The sequence below is a fragment of the Thiomonas sp. OC7 genome, assembly GCF_900634595.1.
GTDB lineage: Bacteria > Pseudomonadota > Gammaproteobacteria > Burkholderiales > Burkholderiaceae_C > Thiomonas > Thiomonas arsenitoxydans.
The window spans coordinates 1,004,758-1,023,642 of record NZ_LR131953.1; the positions used below are offsets into that span (position 1 = coordinate 1,004,758).

The following is an 18,885-nucleotide window of genomic DNA, read 5'->3' on the forward strand; positions in this document are numbered from 1 at the left end:
CGGGCAATCGCCGCCTCGCAAAATGGATTCATCGTCACTTCCTTTTCAAGGACTGCCATGAATCCTCAAACCTCTTCTCCTTCCACGTCCGCCAAGGTGTCGCGGCTGCGCCGCACTCTGGGCATGGTCAGCGCCGCAGTCGTCGTCGCCGTGGCCAGCCACGCCGCGCTGGCCAGCGCGCAAACCCCGCCGCCAGATGCCCCCATGCAGCACGGCGCCATGGGGGGCAAGATGGGCCATTGTGGCCCCGGCAAACACGGCGAACGCGGCATGGAGCGCATGCTTTCCAAAGCTGGCGTCAGCCCGGAGCAACGTGACAAAATGCGCGCGCTGCAAAAACAATCCTGGGAAAAAGCTCGCCCGGAAATGGAGCAAATGCGCGGTCTGATGCAGCAGCGCATGAAGCTGCTGGCCGCGCCGCAGATCGATCGCGGTGCACTCGAGGCCTTGCGCGACAAGCAGATGGCCCTGGCCAACCAGCTCTCGCGCAACCGCACACAGACGCAGTACGAAATGGCGCAAATCCTCACCCCCGAGCAACGCGCCAAGCTCTACGCCATGATGGAGCACCGCATGGAGCGCATGGAACATCGTCACGGCCACGGCATGGGCCCTGGCATGATGCAATAAGGTTTCTTCACAGAGGGACGCAGGCCGCTTGTCGCGGCCTGTCTGTTTTTACTGAAACTTTGTTTTGCTCAACGGGATTTCCCATGACCCCGCAAACCCGCACCTCCCCCAGCCAGCTGCTGCTGGTTGAAGACGACCTCCGGCTGGCCCAACAGGTCAGCGACTTCCTGCAGAGCGCCGGCTGGCAGGTGACGCATGCGGCCAATGCTGCGCAGGCCGAGGGCGAACTCAACCCGCGGCGCGGCGACGCCCTGGGTTTCGACGCGCTCGTACTCGACCTCATGCTGCCCGACGGCGACGGCCTCGACATCTGCCGCCGCCTGCGCACCCACAGCGATCTGCCCGTGCTCATGCTGACGGCCCGCGGCGACCCGTTCGACCGCGTGGTCGGGCTGGAGATCGGCGCCGACGACTATCTCACCAAACCGTTCGAGCCGCGCGAGTTGCTGGCGCGGCTGCGCGCCATTACCCGCCGCCGCGCGGGCAGCCTGTCGCCGCGCGATCCGCAGGCCGAACAAATCCTGCGCTTCGGGCGCCTCGATATCGACCCTGCCGCCCGTCAGGCGCGCATCGATGGGGAAGACCGGCCGATGACGGCCTACCAGTTCGATCTGCTGCAAGTGCTCGCGCGCCATCCGGGCCGGGTGCTGACGCGCGAGTTCCTGCTGGGCGCCGTCAAGGGGGAATCGCTCGAAGCCTTCGACCGCTCCATCGACGTGCATATCAGCCGCATCCGCGCCGCGATCGAAGACGATCCGCGCCACCCCCGCCGCATTCTCACCCTGCGCGGCGCGGGTTATGTGTTCACCAAATCGCAGGACGGCATCTGAACATGGCTTCGCCCATGCCGCCCGGCGCCGTGCCGACCCCGCCCGCAGCGACGGAGCCCGGCGTAGACAAGCAGGCCAAACTCTGGAAGCGGCTGTGGGTCGCCCTGATTCTGGCGCTGCTGGTGCAGGCGCTCGTTTCCGCCCTGGTGTTTCATTGGGTGTTCGAGATGGATCCGCAGCGGGCTCAGTTCCGGCGCGAAGTCTTCCGCGCCTTCATGCTGCAACACGGCATCGGCCCGCCCTCGCCCTGGCGACATCTGCTGATGTCGCCCTTCTTCGGCACCGTGGTCACCGCCATTCTGCTCAGCCTGGTCACTTACCCCATCATGCGGCGGCTGACCCGACGGCTGGAAAATCTCCAGCAGGGCGTGCGAGCCTGGGGCGGCGGCGACCTGAGCGCGCGCGTGCCCGTGCAAGGCCGCGACGAAGTGGCGCAACTCGCGCAGAGCTTCAACACCGCCGCCGGGCGAATTGAATCGCTGATGCAGAGCCACAAATCGCTGCTGGCCTACACCTCGCACGAACTGCGCACCCCGCTCACGCGGCTGCGTCTCAGCCTGGAAACGCTGTCCACCCCCGTGCCCGCCGCTGCGCGCGATGTCGCCGCGCGGGCTGCCAAGCACGATCTCGCCGAGCTCGATGCGCTGATCGACGACATCCTGCTCTCCAGCCGACTCGATGCCGCGACCGGACAAACCCTGCAGCTCGAAGAACTGGACCTGCTCGCCCTACTGGCCGAAGAAGCCGCACGTTTCGACGTTGAAGTGCACGGCGACTGGATCACCCTGCAAGGCGACGAACGCCTGCTGCGCCGCGCCGTGCGCAACCTGCTCGACAACGCCCAGCGCCACGCGCCGGGCGCCGCGCCGCAAGTCAGCCTGACCGCGGTGCAGGGCGGCGGCATCATCCGCGTCTGCGACCAGGGGCCGGGCATTCCCCCGGCCGATGCGCAGCGCATTTTCGAGCCTTTCGAGCGCCTGTCCGGGCGCGGAGAAGGCACCGGGCTGGGCCTGGCCCTGGTGCGCCGCATCGCCCGCCAGCATGGCGGCGAAGCCCGCTGCCTGCCCCGCGCGGGCGGCGGCACCTGCTTCGAAATCTGGCTCGGACGCAAGCCCTGAGCGCGGCGCCGCCGTTGCCGCCGCGCGCAAGACTGGCGCAATACTTGCTTGGCCCGTGCCTGCTTTCAGAACCTCCCATTGGAGCGACCGAAAGCTCCGGTTTTTTTAATACCATGCGTGACCGGACGCGGAAAGTCGCAGCAAAACAGGGGCTATTCGTTCTGCTTCGAGAGCATCCTGGGCAGCCTGCCATCGCTGGCGAACATCAAAACATCGCAGTTCACACCTCTTAAGGAAAAAATCATGACGTTCACTCTTCGCAAGCTCGCATCGCCGCTCCGTCTGGGTGCGTTGACGGGTTCCGTGGCGCTTTGCGCGGTTTTCTGCGCCAGCGCATCTGCAGCCTCCATCGACCTGCCGCAGAAATACAAGCAACAAGGCCACCTGACCATCGCTGCCGACGCCACCTATGCGCCGATGGAATTCATCGCCAAGGACGGCAAGACCGTCGTCGGCGCCGACGTCGATCTGGGCAAGGCCATCGCCAAAAAGCTCGGCGTGAAGGCCGATTTCATCAACGCCAGTTTCGACAGCATCATTCCGGCGCTGCAGTCGGGCAAGTACGACATGAGCATGTCGTCGTTCACCATCACCAAAAAGCGTGAAGAAGTCGTCGACTTCGTCAGCTATATGACGGCGGGCACCTCGTTCTACGTCAAGGCCAAGGGCGGCCCCAAGGTCAATGGGCTGGCCGATCTGTGCGGCATGTCCGTGGCCGTGGAAAAAGGCACGACCCAGGCCGCAGACGCCGCCAAGCAGAGCCAAGAATGCGTGGCCGCCGGCAAGAAGGCCGTGACGGTGTCGGTGTTCCCCGACCAGAACGGCGCCAACCTCGCCATCGTCAGCGGCCGCGCACAAGTGGGCATGGCCGACTCGCCGGTGGCGGCCTGGATCGTTGAAGAGTCTCGCGGTCAGTTCAAGCTGACCGGCGAGTCCTACAACTCCGCGCCCTATGGCATTGCGATTCCGAAGAACAGCGGCCTGGCCGAGCCGGTATTGCAAGCCCTCAAGGAAGTGATCGCCAGCGGCGAATACGCCAAGATCCTGCACAAATGGGGCATCACCCAGGGCGGCATCAAAGACCCCGCCATCAACCCGGCCGTGCAGTAAGCACCCTCGCAGCCAAGCTATGTAGTCGACCTGATAAGACTTGGTGCCCTGCGCCCGGGCGGCAAAAGAAGCCAACCTGGGGCAGGGCTGCAACCGTATCGGCGCTTGCTCGTCCTGGGTCTTCCTCTCTTATCCCCATCAGTTTAGGAATCGAATGATGATTCGCGTTCTCCGAGGCTTCGCCTCTCTCCGCTGCGGCTTGGCCGCCCTTAGCGCAATCGCAATCGGCATGACCCTGGCCTCTTCGGCTGCGGCGGCCACGATCGCCCTGCCCGCCAAGTACAAGCAGCAAGGCGAATTGACCTTTGCTTTCAATGCCGCCTACGCGCCCATGGAGTTCATCGCCAATGACGGCAAGACCATGATCGGCCTCGACATCGATCTGGCCAACGCCATTGCAAAAAAGCTTGGCGTCAAGGCCAAGTTTGTCCAAGCTGGTTTTGACACCATCATTCCTGGGCTGCAATCGGACAGGTATGACTTGAGCATGTCGTCTTTCACCATCACCAAAAAGCGCGAGGAGGTGATGGACTTCGTCAGCTACTTCACTGCTGGCACCTCCTTTTACGTCAAGGCCAAGGGTGGCCCCGCGGTTGCCTCGTTGGGAGATTTGTGCGGCCTGAGTGTGGCTGTGACCAAGGGCACGATTCAATCCGAAGACGCCACCAAGCAGAACCAGGAATGCAAGGCTGCGGGCAAGAAAGGCGTGGACGTGCAGTTCTATCCCGACCAAAACGCCGCCAGCCTGGCTATGGACAGCGGCCGCGCGCAAGTGTGCATGGCCGACTCTCCGGTGGCGGCGTGGATCGTTAAGGAATCGCGCGGCAAGTTCAAGCTTTCGGGTGTGCCCTACAACTCCGCGCCCTACGGCATTGTCATTCCCAAGAACAGCGGCCTGGCCGAGCCGGTGCTGCAGGCGGTCAAGGCGGTCATGGCCGATGGCGAGTACACCAAAATCCTGAAAAAGTGGGGCGCTGAGCAGGGTGCGATCACCACGCCTGAAATCAACCCTGCCGTGCAGTAAGTTCAATCCCCCGCTGTGACCGCGCGCCACAGCGGGTCGCCTGATCGGTTCCATTCCATGCGACCTGACGATATTCAAGCCATCCCGGCCCGACATCCCGGCCGCTGGGTGGCCGCTGCCGCTGTTTTTGTGCTTCTCCTAGCCACGGCCTACTCATTGACGACCAACCCGCGCTTCGAGTGGTCGGTCGTCGGTGAATATTTCTTCTCTGTGCGCATCCTGCACGGTTTGCTGCTCACGCTCGAACTCACCGTGATTTCGATGGTCATCGGCGTGGCGCTGGGCGTGCTGCTGGCGGTCATGCGGCTTTCGCACAACCCGATGGTCTCGAAGGCGAGCTGGTTCTACATCTGGCTGTTCCGCGGTACCCCGGTGCTGGTGCAGATTCTGTTCTGGTTCAACATCACCGCGCTCTACCCCAATATCGGCTTTGGCTCCTGGAGTTTCGATGCCAACAACCTGATCACCCCCTTCGTCGCCGCCATTCTGGCGCTGGGCCTCAACGAAGGCGCTTACATGGCCGAGATCGTGCGCGCGGGCATTCTGTCGGTGGACGAAGGCCAGAGCGAGGCCGGGGCCGCCCTGGGCATGTCGCGGTTGCAGATCATGCGACGCGTGGTGCTGCCGCAAGCCATGCGGGTCATCGTGCCGCCCACCGGCAACGAGGCGATCTCGATGCTCAAGACCACCTCGCTGGTCAGCGTGATCGCCGTAAGCGATTTGCTGTATTCGGCGCAACTCATCTACTCCGTGAACTACCGCACCATTCCGCTGCTGCTGGTGGCCAGCATCTGGTACCTGATCGTGACCACGTTGCTGTCGATCGGGCAGTTCTACATCGAACGCCATTTCGGCCGCAGCGCCACCCGTCAACTGGCCCCCACGCCATTGCAGCGTCTGCGCCAGCTCGCCTTCGGACGGGGCGCAAACAACGAGGGCGCCCAATGAACCAGCCCATGGTCAAGGCCGAAGGCGTGCACAAACGCTTCGGCTCCGTCGAGGTGCTCAAGGGCATTTCGATGGAGGTCGCGCGTGGCGAAGTGGTCTGCCTGTTGGGTGCATCGGGCTCGGGCAAATCCACCTTTCTGCGCTGCATCAACCACCTAGAAAAAATCGATGCCGGCCGTCTGCTGGTCGATGGCGAGTTGGTCGGCTATCGCCAGATCGGCGAACGGCTGCACGAGTTGCACGACCGCGACATCTGCCGCCACCGCGCCGAAGTCGGCATGGTGTTTCAGCGCTTCAATCTGTTCGGCCACATGACCGCGCTGGAGAACATCATCGAAGCGCCCATGCTGGTGCGCAAAATGCCCAAGGCGCAAGCCACCGAGCGTGCCCGCGAGCTGCTCGCCCGCGTCGGGCTGGCCGATCGCGGCAGCGCCTATCCCAACCAGCTCTCGGGCGGGCAGCAGCAGCGCGTCGCCATCGCCCGCGCACTGGCCATGAGCCCCAAGCTCATGCTGTTCGACGAACCGACCTCTGCGCTCGACCCCGAACTGGTCGGCGAAGTGCTCGACGTCATGAAGTCGCTCGCGCGCGACGGCATGACCATGGTGGTCGTCACCCACGAAATGGGCTTTGCCCGCGAAGTGGCCGACCGCGTGGTGATGATGCACCAGGGAAAAATCATCGAATCCGCGCCGCCGGAGCAGTTTTTCGGCGCGCCGCAGCACGAGCGCACGCGGCAGTTCCTGTCCAAGATTCTCTGAGGTCATTGCCCAATTGCATTTGGCCCCAGAGGCATTAGCATCGTTTCCGTTTGTAACAACACAGCCACGGAGATCGATCATGACTCGCAGCCCCACCTCCCCCGCTCGCCGCCGCGTTCTTGCGCTCGCTGGCGGCGCCGCTTTGCTCTCCCCTCTTGCTCTGCGCCCTGCGTTTGCGGCCGAGTACCTCACCATCGCCACCGGCGGCACCAGCGGCGTGTACTACCCACTAGGCGTTGCGCTCTCACAGATCTACACCAAGGCCATACCTGCGGCCAAGAGTTCAGTCCAGGCGACCAAGGGATCGGTGGAAAACCTCAATCTGCTTGAAGCAGGCCGCGCCGAGCTGGGTTTCTCGCTGGGCGATTCGTTGTCGGACGCCTGGAAAGGCGAGGCCGACGCCGGGTTCAAAGTCCCGCTGAAAAAACTGCGCACCATGGCAGCGATCTATTCCAACTATGTACAGATCGTGGCGCGCGCAGATTCGGGCATCAAAACCTTGGCCGATCTGAAAGGCAAGAGCATATCGGTGGGTGCCCCCAAGAGCGGCACCGAACTCAACGCTCGCGCCTTGATCAAGGCTGCCGGGCTGAGCTACAAAGATTTTTCCAAGGTGGAATACCTGCCTTTCGGTGAGTCGGTGGAACTGATGAAAAACCGTCAGCTCGACGCCACGCTGCAATCGGCCGGGCTGGGCGTGTCTTCGTTGCGTGATCTGGCTGCGTCGCAAAAAATCGTGGTGGTTCCCGTGCCTGCTGACATCATCGCCAAGGTGGGCGATCCGGCGTATCAAAGCGGGGTCATTCCAGCGAACACTTATGAAGGCCAGACCGCCGCCGTGCCGACAGCGCGCATCCAGAATTTCCTCGTCACCCGCGAAGGGCTGAGCGAAGAGATGGTCTATCAGATGACCAAGGCGATGTTCACCCACCTGCCCGAACTCGTGGCGGCGCATGCCGCGGCCAAAGGCATCAGCCTCAAGGACGCGCCGCTGAACTCGCCCGTGCCGCTGCACCCCGGCGCGGCCAAGTACTACCGCGAAGCGGGTGTGCTGAAGTAAACCCCAGCAAGGCTTTTTCGCCTCGGCCCGCCTGCATGGGCCGTCTCATCCATCGTGTGGCGCCGCCACGAGCGGCCTTCACCCGCCTCGGATTCCAGCCATGAGCACCACCGCCGACGACTTGATCCACACTTCCTCCGAGCCGCACGCCGACAGCGGCCACCAGCGCAGCTTATCCGGCCTTGCCCAGCGCAGCGTCATGGCGGCGGCGCTGGCGTTTTCGGCCTATCAGCTCGTCGTAGCCGCCTTCCACCCGCTGTCGAGCCTGGTGATGCGCTCGCTGCATGTGGGCTTTCTGATGTTGCTGGTGTTCTGGGTCGTGCCGGCGTTCAAGCGCGGGAGCTGGATGCACCGCATTCCGTGGTTCGACTGGTTGCTGGGCGCAGCCGCCTTCGGGCTCGGGCTGTATCACTGGTTTTTCGAAGCCGACCTGATTCAGCGCAGCGGCGACCCGACGCTGTCAGACCTCTGGGTCGGCGCCGCGGTGGTGGTGTTGCTGTTCGAGGCGGCCCGGCGCAGCCTGGGCTTGGCGCTGCCGCTGGTGTGCGCGGCCTTTCTGCTTTACGGCCTGTTCGGCCAGTACCTGCCTGATGCCATCAGCCACCGCGGCTACGGGCTCGACCAGATCATCGGTCAGCTCTATCTCGGCACCGAGGGCATTTACGGCATTCCCACCCTGGTGTCGGCGACCTACATCTTTCTGTTCATTCTGTTCGGCGCGTTTCTCGAACATGCCGGCATGATTCGGCTGTTCAACGCCCTGGCGCTGGGGCTGGTGGGCAAGGCGCGCGGCGGCCCGGCCAAGGTGGCCGTCATCTCTTCCGGATTGATGGGCACCATCTCCGGCTCCGGCGTGGCCAATGTGCTCACAGTAGGCCAGTTCACCATTCCGCTGATGAAGCGCTTCGGCTACTCGCCGGTGTTCGCCGGGGCGGTGGAAGCTACGGCCAGCATGGGCGGGCAGATCATGCCGCCGGTCATGGGCGCGGTGGCCTTCATCATGGCCGAAACCCTCAATGTGCCGTATGCCGACATCGTCAAGGCCGCCGTCATTCCGGCCGTGCTCTACTACCTCACCGCGTTCTGGATGGTGCATCTGGAGGCGGGGCGCAAGAAATTGCTCGGCCTGCCTGCCGACCAGATTCCCAACTCCTGGAAGGCGCTGAAGGAAAACTGGCATCTGGCCCTGCCGCTGGCCGCGTTGGTGTGGATGCTGTTCCACGGCTTCACCCCGATGTTCGCCGGCATGATGGGGCTGTCGCTCACCGCCATTTTGCTGCTGGGCGCAGCCATCGCCGCGCGAATTTCGCATACGGCGTTCCGCATGGTGTTCTGGTTTGCCTGCGGTCTGGGCGCGGCGGCGTTTCTGCAGTTCGGCATCTTGCCGGTGTTGGGGGTCATTGCGGCGCTGGTCGCCATCAACTTGGTGGTCAAGGGCGGACGTCAGACGCTGCGCGTTTTGCGCGACAGCCTGATCGACGGCGCCCGGCAGGCCCTGCCCGTGGGCATCGCCTGCGCCATCGTCGGCGTGATCGTCGGTGTGCTCACCCTCACCGGCGCTGCCACGAGCTTTGCCGGGTTCATCGTGGACATCGGCGCGCACAGCCTGCTCCTCTCGCTGCTGCTCACCATGGCGGTCTGTCTGGTTTTGGGCATGGGCATTCCCACCATCCCGAACTACATCATCACCAGTTCGATCGCCGCGCCCGCCCTGCTTAAGCTGGGCGTGCCGCTCATCGTCAGCCACATGTTCGTGTTCTATTTCGGCATCATGGCCGACCTCACGCCGCCCGTGGCGCTGGCCGCGTTCGCCGCAGCCTCTGTGGCCAAGGCTTCGCCGATGCGCATTGGCTTCAAGGCCACGCAGATCGCGTTGGCGGGCTTCGTTGTGCCGTATATGGCGGTGTACGACCCGCAGCTCATGCTGCAAGGCGACTGGACCTGGCTGGGTGTGGCCTTTGTGACGGCCAAGGCCATTTTGGCCATTGTGCTGTGGGGCGCGGTGGCCGTGGGTTATCTGCGCGGACCGATGTCGGTGCTTGAACGCCTGCTGGCGTTCTGCGCTGCCGCCTTGCTGATCACTGCGCTGCCGATGACCGACGAGGCCGGGTTCGCCTTGGCGGCCATCGTGCTGCTCTGGCATGGCCTGCGCGCACGCGGACTGGCCGCACACGCGGCGACCTGAAAGATCAAAGCTTTTTCTGCCAGAACAGAGCCCGGCCAAAGGCCGGGTCGAGCGCATAGGTCTCGAAGCCGAAGCGCCGATAACTCGCAATGGCTGACGCGTTGCCGTCGAGCACTTCCAGGGTGAGCTTGCCGCAGCCCCGAAGGCGCGCCACGTCTTCCACCCGCTGCAGCAGGCGGTGCGACAGGCCCTGGCCGCGGTAGTCGGGCTCGACGTAAACGTCGTGCACGTTCATCAGCGGTAGCGCCATGAAGGTGGAGAATCCTTCGAAGCAGTTGATCAGCGCGGCGGGTGTGGCACCGTCCAGGGCAAGGACGCCAAAATAGTCAGAACGCTCGCGCAGGCGCTGCACCAGCACGGCCTTGACCTCGGGAGCGAGGTCTTCGCCGCCTCCCATCGGATCGCGGGCGTAGCGGGAAATGAGTTCCAGCAGCGCGCGGGCATGCTCAGGAAGGGACAAATCGACATCGACAAGGGTGATCACGCTGCACATCTCCAATGAAAACGGGGCGCCTTCGCGACGCCCCGTGTTGGCAGAAATGGTAGCGCGAGGCCGGTTCAGCTTATTTTTTGATGTCGCCGCAAGCCACGTATTTCTTCAGGTCCTGCGCGCTTTCATGCACGTTGATGGCCATGGGCTCCTTGAACAGATCGTCCATGCTCACGGACGGCAGCTTGGTGACCGACTTGCCGTCCACCACGTTTTCCAGCGGATACTTGGGAACCGGGTTGAGGTTGGCGCAGGTGCCGGGGTGGATATGGTCGGGCTGCGCCACGCCTTTGGGTCCGCCCTTGATATGGACGGTGACTTCGATGCCCTTGCCCATGGGCTTGATCAGGGCGTAGCCGGTTTCGCCGGAATTGTTCTGGGCGGCAAGCTCGATCTTCAGTTCGTGCGGCATGGTGGAGGCAAAGGCCGGTGCGGCAGCAAAGCCGAGCAGGGCCAGGGAGAGTGCAAGTTTGTGCATGGTGAACTCCAGGGAAAAGGGCATTGATCAGGGAAAACACCGCGCGCTCTGCGGCGCAAAAGTGCTTTACGAAGCTTAATGAGCCGCGCATCTCCATGCTGGCCCGTCTGGTATTGCGTGGCGCAGGGTGTTTTGCGCCGCCGCGCCGCCGTTACCATCGCCGCATGGCTCTTCAACTGTTCGGAATTCCGGTTTCTCGCGGCATGGCCATCGGGCGTGCCGTCATCCTCGCTTCGGCCCGGCTGGACGTGGCGCATTACTTCGTCGACCCCGGCACGGAAGAGGCGGAAATTGAGCGCCTGCGCGCCGCGCGCCGCGCCGTGCGCGCCGAACTCGACACCCTCAAGGCGGATCTGCCCCCCGATGCCCCGGCCGAAATGGCCGCCTTCATCGATGTGCACAAAATGCTGCTCGATGATCGGCAGATGGCGCTCGACACCATCACCTGGATACGCCAGCGCCGCTACAACGCCGAGTGGGCGCTCACCGCCCAGCTCGACGTCATTTCGCGCAATTTCGAGGAAATGGACGACACCTATCTGCGCGAACGCATCGCCGACGTCGAGCAGGTGGTCGAACGCGTGCTGCGCGCCCTTCGCGGCAGCGCGGGGCTGGCCCGCTCGGCCAGCGGCAATGGCGATCTGGTGCTCATCGCCCACGACATCGCCCCGGCCGACATGCTGCAGTTCAAGACCGGGGTGTTCCGCGGCTTCGTCACCGATGTGGGCGGCAAAACTTCGCATACCGCCATCGTCGCCCGCAGTCTGGATATTCCCGCGGTAGTCGGCGCGCGCTCGGCCGGCAGCCTGATCCGCCAGGACGATCTGGTCATCATCGACGGCGACAGCGGGCTGCTCATCGTCGATCCGTCACCCGTCATCCTCGAAGACTACCGCCTGCGCCAGCAGGAATCGCAGCTCGCCCGCGAACGGCTCAAGCGCCTGAAATTCACCCCGGCGCGCACCCTCAACGCCGAGCCGGTGGAGTTGCTCGCCAACATCGAGCAGCCCGAAGACTGCGCGCCCGCGCTTGAAGCCGGTGCGATGGGGGTGGGCCTGTTCCGCACGGAATTCCTGTTCATGAATCGTGGCGACCATCTGCCCGGCGAAGACGAGCAGTACGCCGCGTACAGCCGCGTGATGCAGGCCATGCAGGGCAAGCCGGTCACCATCCGCACCATCGATATCGGCTCGGACAAACCGCTCGACGCCGAAGACTATCGCGACGGCGAGTTCACCCACCTCAACCCGGCGCTAGGGCTGCGCGCCATTCGCTACAGCCTGTCCGACCCGGCGATGTTCCGCATGCAGTTGCGCGCCTTGCTGCGCGCCGCCCGGCTCGGGCCGCTGAAGGTGCTCATCCCCATGGTGGCCCACGCCAGCGAAATCCGCCAGACCCTTGCCGAACTCAACAAGGCCCGCGCCGAACTCGATGCCAAGGGCGTTTCATACGGCCCGGTGGAACTGGGCGCGATGATCGAAGTGCCGGGCGCCGCCTTGGCGCTGCCCTTGTTCCTGCGGCATTTCGACTTCCTGTCGGTCGGCACCAACGACCTGGTGCAATACACCCTGGCGATCGACCGCGCGGATGAGAGCGTCTCCAACCTCTACGACCCGCTGCATCCCGCAGTGCTCAACCTGCTGGCGCAGATCATCAGCCAGACCCGTGCTGCGGCCGCCTGGAAGGGCCGGCCGGTGGAAGTGAGCGTGTGCGGCGAAATGGCCGGCGACCCGAGCATGACCCGCCTGCTGCTGGGCATGGGCCTGCGCAGTTTTTCCATGCATCCGTCGCAGATCCTCGCGGTCAAACAAGAAGTGCTGCGCGCCGACCCCGACAAGCTCGCGCCGCTGGTACAGACCGTGCTGTCGAGCTTCGAGCCCGAAGAACTGCAGGCGGCGCTCGCGGCGTTGGGTTGAACCTGGCGGGAACCTGTCGAGCCAGGGCCAGTCTTCACCTGCAGACCTCCTGACGCCCTTTTCTCCGACCGATCCGTGCGCTTCGCCTCGCCTCATTTCCGCCTACGCCGCCTGCGCCGCATCAGCCAGCAAGCCACCCTCTGCCTGCTCGGCGCCGCGCTATCTGGCGCGCCGGTTTGGGCGCAAGGCGCTGACACCCGCGCCCCCGGCTACGCCAGCAGCCTGCCGACCTTGGGAGACCCCGCGCAGGGCAGCCTGTCTTCGGTACAGGAAAAACGTCTGGGCGAAATCATCATGCGAGAAATGCGGCAGGAGCCCGACTACCTGCACGACAGCCTGCTGCGCGACTACCTCCAGGCCATCGTCGACCGCCTCACGCCCGCTGCCCGGCGCACCGCCGAGATGGAGGCACCCGCGCACTTTCGCGTGTTTCTGCTGCGCGACCGCAGCTTCAACGCCTTTGCCCTGCCCGGTGGCTGGATCGGGGTGCACACCGGGCTGATCATCGACGCGCAATCGCACGATCAAGTGGCGGCCGTGTTCGCCCATGAAATGTCGCACATTACCCAGCGACACATCGCCCAGCGGCTGGCGCAGATGGGCCGCGACAGGCTGCTGAGCATCGGCTCGCTGCTGCTGGCCGTCGCCGCCGCGAGCGCGGGGCAGGACCAGGCCGCGCAAGGTCTGGCGATGGGCGGGCAGGCCGCAGCCATCGACAGAGCTCTGCGTTTTTCGCGCAGCAACGAGCGCGACGCCGACCGCACCGGCGAAGAGGTGCTGGCGGAATCGGGCTATCCACCGCAGGCCATGGCCAGCATGCTGCTGCGGCTGCAAAACCTCTCCCGGCTCGACGACTCCGATGTGCTGGCCTTCCTGCAAACGCACCCGCTGACCAGCGAGCGCATCGCCGACGCCCAGGCACGCGGCGGCAACCATCCCCTGCCACCCGACCACGATCTGATGTTCTGGCTCATGCACGCCCGCGCCCGCGCGCTCACCCCAACCAAGCGCGACGCCATGCAGCGCGAGGAAAAGCGTTTCAGCGCCGACAAAGCCGCCTTCCCCGCCCAGCAGGCCGCCATCGCCTACGGGCAGGCCGTGTTGCTGCAAAGGCTGGGCCGGTTCGACGCCGCCGCGGCGGCGCTCACGCGGGCGCAAGCCGCGGCCGCCAGCGCCCCAGCCGCCGAGCGTCTGCCCCTCGATCTGCTGCAGGCCGAATTGCTGCTGGAGCATCAACCCGCGCAGGCCGCCGATGCAGCGCGTGCGCTTTACCGCCAGTTTCCGCAGTCCACCGCCGCCCGGCATCTGCTGGCGCGCTGCCTGCTGGCTTTGCCCGATAAAAAATTGGCGCGCGAGTTTCTGCGCCAGCAGACCGTGGCGCATCCACAAGACATCGTGCTGTGGCAAGACCAGGCCCGCGCCGAGGCCGCCCTGGGCGCCTTTGCGGCGCAACATCGCGCCACGGCCGAGGCTTACGCCCTGCAAGGAAAGACCGAAGCGGCCATCGAACAACTGCACATTGCGCAGCGCACGCCGGGGGCGGATTACTTCGAGGCGTCGATCATCAACGCCCGTCTGCGCGCCCTCGAACAAGCGCACGCGCAGCAGGTGCAGATCGACAAGACGCTGCCGCAGTGAACGCTGCGCCGGAGCAATCGAATCTGCCGCGCAAGGATAATGCCGCGCATGGCTGCGCCTTCACCGACATCCCCTGCCCCGACCTCCGTGTCTGACCGATTCCCGCTATCGCAATCGCTTGCCCTTGGCCTGCTGGGGCTGGCCATGTCGCTGCCGCTGATCTGGCCTTTCGATCCGGGCGTGGTGGCCAAGATGGGCACCACGCTGGTTGCCGCCGCGCTCTGGGCCGCCGTGTTTCTCGCCGCAGCCTGGAGCGGCCTCACGCCGCGCTTCGGCCTGGCGGCGCTCGGCTTTGGCGTGGCCGCTGCCGTGGTCGGCCTGCAGACGCTCAGCGGGCAGCTCGCCTACGCCAGCCAGGGCGCGATCACCGTGGCGGTGTTGTTGAGCGCGGCGCTGATCGCTGGGCTGGGCAACGCCGCCGTGCGGCGCACCAGTCGTGCAGGCGCGGGTATGGACCCACACCCCTGGCTCGACGTGGCCGCGGCCGGACTGCTGCTGCAAGGGGTGATTCAGGTGGTGTTCGGACTGGTGCAGTTCGCCCTCTGGCAGATGCCGTCGCTGGCCTCCTGGCTGGCGGCGCATGCACCGCTGTACGCCGACCTCATCAGCTACCCCTCGACCGGGCGGGTGTTCGGCAATCTGCGGCAACCCAATCATTACGCCACCGCCGTCGCGCTCGGCCTGGCCGGGCTGGCCTGGTGGGCGCCGCGAGTGCGCGTAAGCGTGGTCTGGGCCGCCGTCATCGGCATGAGCTGGGCGCTGGTGGTCTGCGGCTCGCGCACGGGCATGGTGCAGGCGGTCGTCGCCGCCATTCTGGTGCTGATCGCGGTGCGCGGAGCCTGGCGCGACCCACGCTGGGCGGCGCTGGTGGCGGTGCCGGTACTGTATGCGCTGTGGTGGCTGGCGTTGCGCGAAGCCGATCACCTCGGCTGGATCAGCTTTCTCGATGCCGTGACGCGCCAGCTCGACCAGCCCGTCAATGCCCGCGCGCTGATCTGGCGCAACGCCTGGCAGGTGTTCGAGCATCTGCCCTGGTTCGGCGCGGGCTGGGGGCAATTGGGCTGGGGGCTGCAACACGCGGCCATTCATCATGCCCTGCACCCACTGCCGCTGGACAATATCGACAACGCCCACGATCTCATTCTGCAACTGCTGGCGGAAACCGGGCTGGTAGGCACCCTGCCGATTGTGATCGTCGCCCTGGCCTGGCTGTGGCGCTCGGCCCGGGGCTGGATGCAACAGGGCCGCGCCGCGCCGAACGACGCCTCGCCGATCGCCCTCACCGCCTGGATGGGCGTGGCGTTTCTGGGCCTGCACAGCTTGGTCGAATATCCCCTGTGGTATCTCTATTTCCTCTGGGTGTTTGCTTTTCTTGCAGGCTGGATGGACGGGTTCGGCCGCGGTGAGGCCGCCCCGGTCGCGCTGACGCTGCCCCGCCCTGCGGCACTCGCCGTGGGCGCGCTGGCCGTTGCACTGGTCGCCAAGGCGGGCTACGACTACAACCTCACCAACACGGCGTACTCCGCAGATCGCGTTGAGGCCGCTGCGGCCATCCGGCAGGCTCAGCGCAGCGATCTGTTCTTCCGGCCGCTGATCGGCTTTGCCGTGGCCAGCAGCCTTCAGGTGCGCGCCGCCGACTCTCACGCCGAGCTGCTGCGCGAGCAGGCCGAGATCGATCGCGTCAGCCATGCCTATGGCGATCCCAATCTGCTGATCCGGCGCATTCTGTTGCTCAGCCGCCTCGGCCACGCGCAGCAGGCGCTGGCGCTGGCGCGCTACACCGCCAGTTCGTTCTGGCTGTATGCCCCCGGACTGGTCAAGCAGTTCCCCGCGCAAGCCGCGCAGGCCGGTCTGTCTGCAGCGCAAACCGCACCTTTGCTCGCAGCCTTGAAGCAAGCCCCCGTGCTGCGACGGGTTGTCGTACCGGCCAATCACTGAACTCACCTCCCGCTGCACGCGGGAGGTGTGCAGGATTTGTCACAACGATCATCGCGCCGCTTGTCGAGGTCTTTTGATGCGGCGCAAAATAGACACTTACTCTGACGATTTCCCATGCCTTCCCTCGCCCGCGTACAGTCGATGTTGACCCAACCCGCCTTTCGGGAGGGGGTGCGCGATATGCGCGCCGTGTCTCTAGGCATCGCCGCCTGGGGATTGGTAACGGGCGTCGCCATGGTGAAGTCGGGGCTCAGCGTGCAACTGGCGCTGGCCATCAGCCTGTTCGTGTTTGCGGGCAGCGCCCAGCTCGCCGCGCTGCCGCTGATCGCAGCCGGAGCACCGCTCTGGCTAATTCTGGGCACCGCGTTTTGCGTCAATCTGCGTTTTGTCGTCTTCAGCGCGCAAATGCGCCCCTATTTCGAGCAGGTGCCGCGGTGGCGCCGTCTGGCCTACGGCTACCTGATCGGCGACCTGAACCAGGTGCTGATGATCCGGCGCCATCCCCACCCCACCCACGATCCGCAGCAGGCGCAATACTTTCTCGGCGTGTCGCTGACCAACTGGGTCGCCTGGCAGATTCCCTCGCTGCTCGGTATTGCAATGGCGCAGCACATTCCCGGCAGTTGGGGGCTGGCGTTTGCCGGCACGTTGGCGCTGCTGGGCATCGTGCTCTCGCTGCTGGCCGACCGCACGATAGCCGGGGTGATCATCGTCGCCTCGGCCTTGAGTGCGCTGTTGTTCTGGCTGCCGCTACGGCTCAATCTGGTGGCAGCCATCGTCGGCGCGCTGATCGTGGGCATGGCGTGGGAAGTCTGGAGCAGCCGCCAGCTCACCGCGAGCGCTGTACTCGACGGCACCAAACCTTGAGAATCGAGCGGCCATGACCTTGTTCCAGCAGATCGCCCTCGTGGTCGGCATGACGGCCGTCACGGTGCTGAGCCGCAATCTGTTTTTGCTCTCGCGCAAAGCCATGCCCTTGCCCGCGCGCGTCAAGATCGCCCTGCGCTTCGCACCCGCGGCAGCGCTGGCCGCCGTGGTGGCGCCCGAGTTGTTTTTACTCACCCCGCTCGGGCCGCCCTGGGTGAAACTGGGCGCCGCCGTCATTGCGGCGGGCTATTTTTTCGCACGCCGGGGCATTCTGGGCACCATACTCAGCGGCATGGTCGCCTATTGGGCCTTGAGCTGGATCAGCCACACTTGGGCTTGAGAACAACGGCGGGCAAAATTTACTCGCGCGTCGTATTACGGGTAATGCGGTGCGAGGTCGGCTCCACCGATGTGTCGGTGACACAGGTTCCAGCGATTTTTACCCTGCTGTTTTGCCACATACATGGCGTCATCGGCGCGTTGCAGCAACTCGAAGCTGCTGCGCGCATGCGTGGGAGCGGCCGCCACACCGATACTGGCCGTCACCCGCATGCCCGAGAGCAGGTCGTAGCCCGCCGCCGCGCAAACCTCGACGAGCTTGGCCGCGAGCGACTGCGCGGCCGACAGATCGGCCACGGCGCTAAGCGCCACAAATTCATCGCCGCCGATGCGGCCTATGGCGTCGTCGCGCCGCAGCACGTCCTGCATGGCGTGCGCCACCTGCACCAGCAAACGGTCGCCGCGCACATGACCGAGGCGGTCGTTGATCTGCTTGAAGCCGTCGAGATCGATGAAGCACAGAGCGAGCATGTCGTCGCGGGTGCGTCGCGCCAGCGCGGTATCGAGACGCTCCATAATGGCGCGGCGGGTGAGCACCCCTGTCAGCGCGTCGCGTTCGGCGCGGTGCAGCAGCCGGGCGTGGGTGTCGATCTGGTGGGTGATGTCGCGCACGAAGGTCAGTAGCGAAACCACGCGCCCTTCCTCGTCGCGCAGCGCCGACAACGTCCATTCCACCCAGATCCGCCGCCGGTCCTTGCGAATGTATTGCGCCTGTTCTACCCAGTTGTCGATCTCTCCGCGCAGCAAACGCTCGTAAACCGCCAGGGTGCGCGCGCGCTCCTCCTCGGGCACCCCCATGGCCAGGCGATGCGTGCCCAGGCGTTCGGCCTCGGAGTAGCCCAGAATGGCCTCGGCCGAACGCGACCAGCGCGTGACGATGAGTTCGGCGTTGCTCTCGATCACCCCCCAGGGCAGATTGTCCAGCGCCTGTTCGAGCAACCAGTTCGAGCGTTTGAGCGCCATCGCCGCGGTGACGTCGTCGTGCACATCGTGCGCAATGGTGTAAATGGCCTCGATGCGCCCGCCCACGCCACGCTCGGGAAACACCTGGATGCGCGCCCAGCGTGGCGGATCGAGGTGTCGCAGCAGGCGCAGATAATCGGCCTGCTGGCCCGCGAAACCCCGCTCGAACGCGGGCTGCGCCGCAGCCCAGGCCTCATCGCCGTAAAGCTCTTTGAGCGTTCTGCCGCGCAGTTGGTCAGGATTTCGCCGCGCCCAGCTCACATAGGGCGGATTGAAAAAGGTCAGCCGCCCGTCGGCGTCCCAGCGGCCTATGGGCAGATCGACCGCTTCGAGCAGACTTCTAACTTCCGGCACGGCGGCCAGTCCGGGCAAAAGCTCTACCTCGGGCATCGGGGCCGGGTTGGGCTCGGGCTGAAAGGGGTCGCTCATGGAGGAAGACAAGTGAGGTGTCGGGATTTTCGGAGTGCGCCGGGTGAGCCAGGTCAACCAGGCTGACGAGATTCTGACGGCTGGCGCGAAGTCGTCAAGAGCACGCTCTACACTACACCCCGGTTTCCTGTGAGGGATTCCACATTTTCGCTGATCGCATT

General features: G+C 65.0%; 17 protein-coding genes. 14 read left to right on the forward strand and 3 right to left on the reverse strand.

The genetic code is table 11. The features are described 5' to 3' along the window. Window positions 1-57 precede the first annotated feature (57 nt). The 9 genes from BIO17B3_RS04795 (at window position 58) to BIO17B3_RS04835 (ending at window position 9,666) form a co-directional block, all read left to right on the forward strand. Window positions 58-630, forward strand: a complete 573-nt coding sequence (locus BIO17B3_RS04795; protein ID WP_156053237.1) for a Spy/CpxP family protein refolding chaperone — start codon at window positions 58-60, stop codon at window positions 628-630. Window positions 631-713: 83 nt separating this feature from the next. Beyond that, on the forward strand, window positions 714-1,460 hold the full coding sequence (locus tag BIO17B3_RS04800) for a response regulator (RefSeq protein ID WP_013105116.1): 747 nt from the start codon (window positions 714-716) through the stop codon (window positions 1,458-1,460). Window positions 1,461-1,462: 2 nt separating this feature from the next. Next, window positions 1,463-2,578 carry a HAMP domain-containing sensor histidine kinase gene (locus tag BIO17B3_RS04805; protein ID WP_156053238.1) on the forward strand — a complete coding sequence of 372 codons (1,116 nt, stop codon included), beginning with the start codon at window positions 1,463-1,465 and terminating at the stop codon, window positions 2,576-2,578. A gap of 243 nt (window positions 2,579-2,821) precedes the next feature. Further along, window positions 2,822-3,688, forward strand: a complete 867-nt coding sequence (locus BIO17B3_RS04810; RefSeq protein ID WP_156053239.1) for an ABC transporter substrate-binding protein — start codon at window positions 2,822-2,824, stop codon at window positions 3,686-3,688. 229 nt (window positions 3,689-3,917) lie between these two features. After that, window positions 3,918-4,712, forward strand: a complete 795-nt coding sequence (locus tag BIO17B3_RS04815; protein WP_231836394.1) for an ABC transporter substrate-binding protein — start codon at window positions 3,918-3,920, stop codon at window positions 4,710-4,712. Between the two features lie 57 nt (window positions 4,713-4,769). Continuing rightward, entirely contained in the window at window positions 4,770-5,660 is an 891-nt protein-coding gene (locus tag BIO17B3_RS04820) for an amino acid ABC transporter permease (protein WP_231836392.1), read from the forward strand. Next, window positions 5,657-6,421: an amino acid ABC transporter ATP-binding protein gene (locus tag BIO17B3_RS04825; RefSeq protein WP_013105111.1), complete on the forward strand. Its 765-nt coding sequence runs from the start codon at window positions 5,657-5,659 to the stop codon at window positions 6,419-6,421. The genes BIO17B3_RS04820 and BIO17B3_RS04825 overlap by 4 nt, the downstream gene beginning before the upstream one ends. A 79-nt stretch (window positions 6,422-6,500) precedes the next feature. Beyond that, the gene (locus BIO17B3_RS04830; protein ID WP_156053240.1) at window positions 6,501-7,481 is read left to right on the forward strand and encodes a TAXI family TRAP transporter solute-binding subunit; all 981 of its coding nucleotides are present in this window, start codon (window positions 6,501-6,503) and stop codon (window positions 7,479-7,481) included. Between the two features lie 100 nt (window positions 7,482-7,581). Next, complete coding sequence (locus tag BIO17B3_RS04835; protein WP_156053241.1) at window positions 7,582-9,666, forward strand: TRAP transporter permease; 2,085 nt, start codon at window positions 7,582-7,584, stop codon at window positions 9,664-9,666. A 4-nt stretch (window positions 9,667-9,670) separates the two neighbouring features. On the opposite strand, the gene BIO17B3_RS04840 is transcribed toward BIO17B3_RS04835, so the two are convergent. Next, complete coding sequence (locus BIO17B3_RS04840; protein WP_156053242.1) at window positions 9,671-10,159, reverse strand: GNAT family N-acetyltransferase; 489 nt, start codon at window positions 10,157-10,159, stop codon at window positions 9,671-9,673. 70 nt (window positions 10,160-10,229) lie between these two features. Further along, window positions 10,230-10,634, reverse strand: coding sequence for a hypothetical protein (locus tag BIO17B3_RS04845; RefSeq protein WP_013122545.1), 405 nt, complete (start codon window positions 10,632-10,634; stop codon window positions 10,230-10,232). 164 nt (window positions 10,635-10,798) lie between these two features. On the opposite strand from BIO17B3_RS04845, the gene ptsP reads away from it, so the two are divergent. The 5 genes from ptsP (at window position 10,799) to BIO17B3_RS04870 (ending at window position 17,333) form a co-directional block, all read left to right on the forward strand. Next, window positions 10,799-12,550: a phosphoenolpyruvate--protein phosphotransferase gene (gene ptsP / locus BIO17B3_RS04850; protein ID WP_156053243.1), complete on the forward strand. Its 1,752-nt coding sequence runs from the start codon at window positions 10,799-10,801 to the stop codon at window positions 12,548-12,550. Between the two features lie 75 nt (window positions 12,551-12,625). Next, complete coding sequence (locus tag BIO17B3_RS04855) at window positions 12,626-14,188, forward strand: M48 family metalloprotease (protein WP_156053244.1); 1,563 nt, start codon at window positions 12,626-12,628, stop codon at window positions 14,186-14,188. Between the two features lie 87 nt (window positions 14,189-14,275). Continuing rightward, complete coding sequence (locus tag BIO17B3_RS04860) at window positions 14,276-16,126, forward strand: O-antigen ligase (RefSeq protein ID WP_156053245.1); 1,851 nt, start codon at window positions 14,276-14,278, stop codon at window positions 16,124-16,126. Window positions 16,127-16,240: 114 nt separating this feature from the next. Next, window positions 16,241-16,993 (forward strand): AzlC family ABC transporter permease, encoded by a 753-nt coding sequence (locus BIO17B3_RS04865; RefSeq protein WP_156053246.1) that lies wholly within the window; start codon window positions 16,241-16,243, stop codon window positions 16,991-16,993. A 13-nt stretch (window positions 16,994-17,006) separates the two neighbouring features. Further along, a complete protein-coding gene (locus tag BIO17B3_RS04870; protein WP_013105102.1) occupies window positions 17,007-17,333 on the forward strand; it encodes an AzlD domain-containing protein in 327 nt (108 codons plus the stop codon). A gap of 35 nt (window positions 17,334-17,368) precedes the next feature. Here BIO17B3_RS04870 and BIO17B3_RS04875 read toward each other — a convergent pair whose 3' ends face one another. After that, window positions 17,369-18,724: a sensor domain-containing diguanylate cyclase gene (locus BIO17B3_RS04875; protein WP_156053247.1), complete on the reverse strand. Its 1,356-nt coding sequence runs from the start codon at window positions 18,722-18,724 to the stop codon at window positions 17,369-17,371. Window positions 18,725-18,885: the final 161 nt, after the last annotated feature.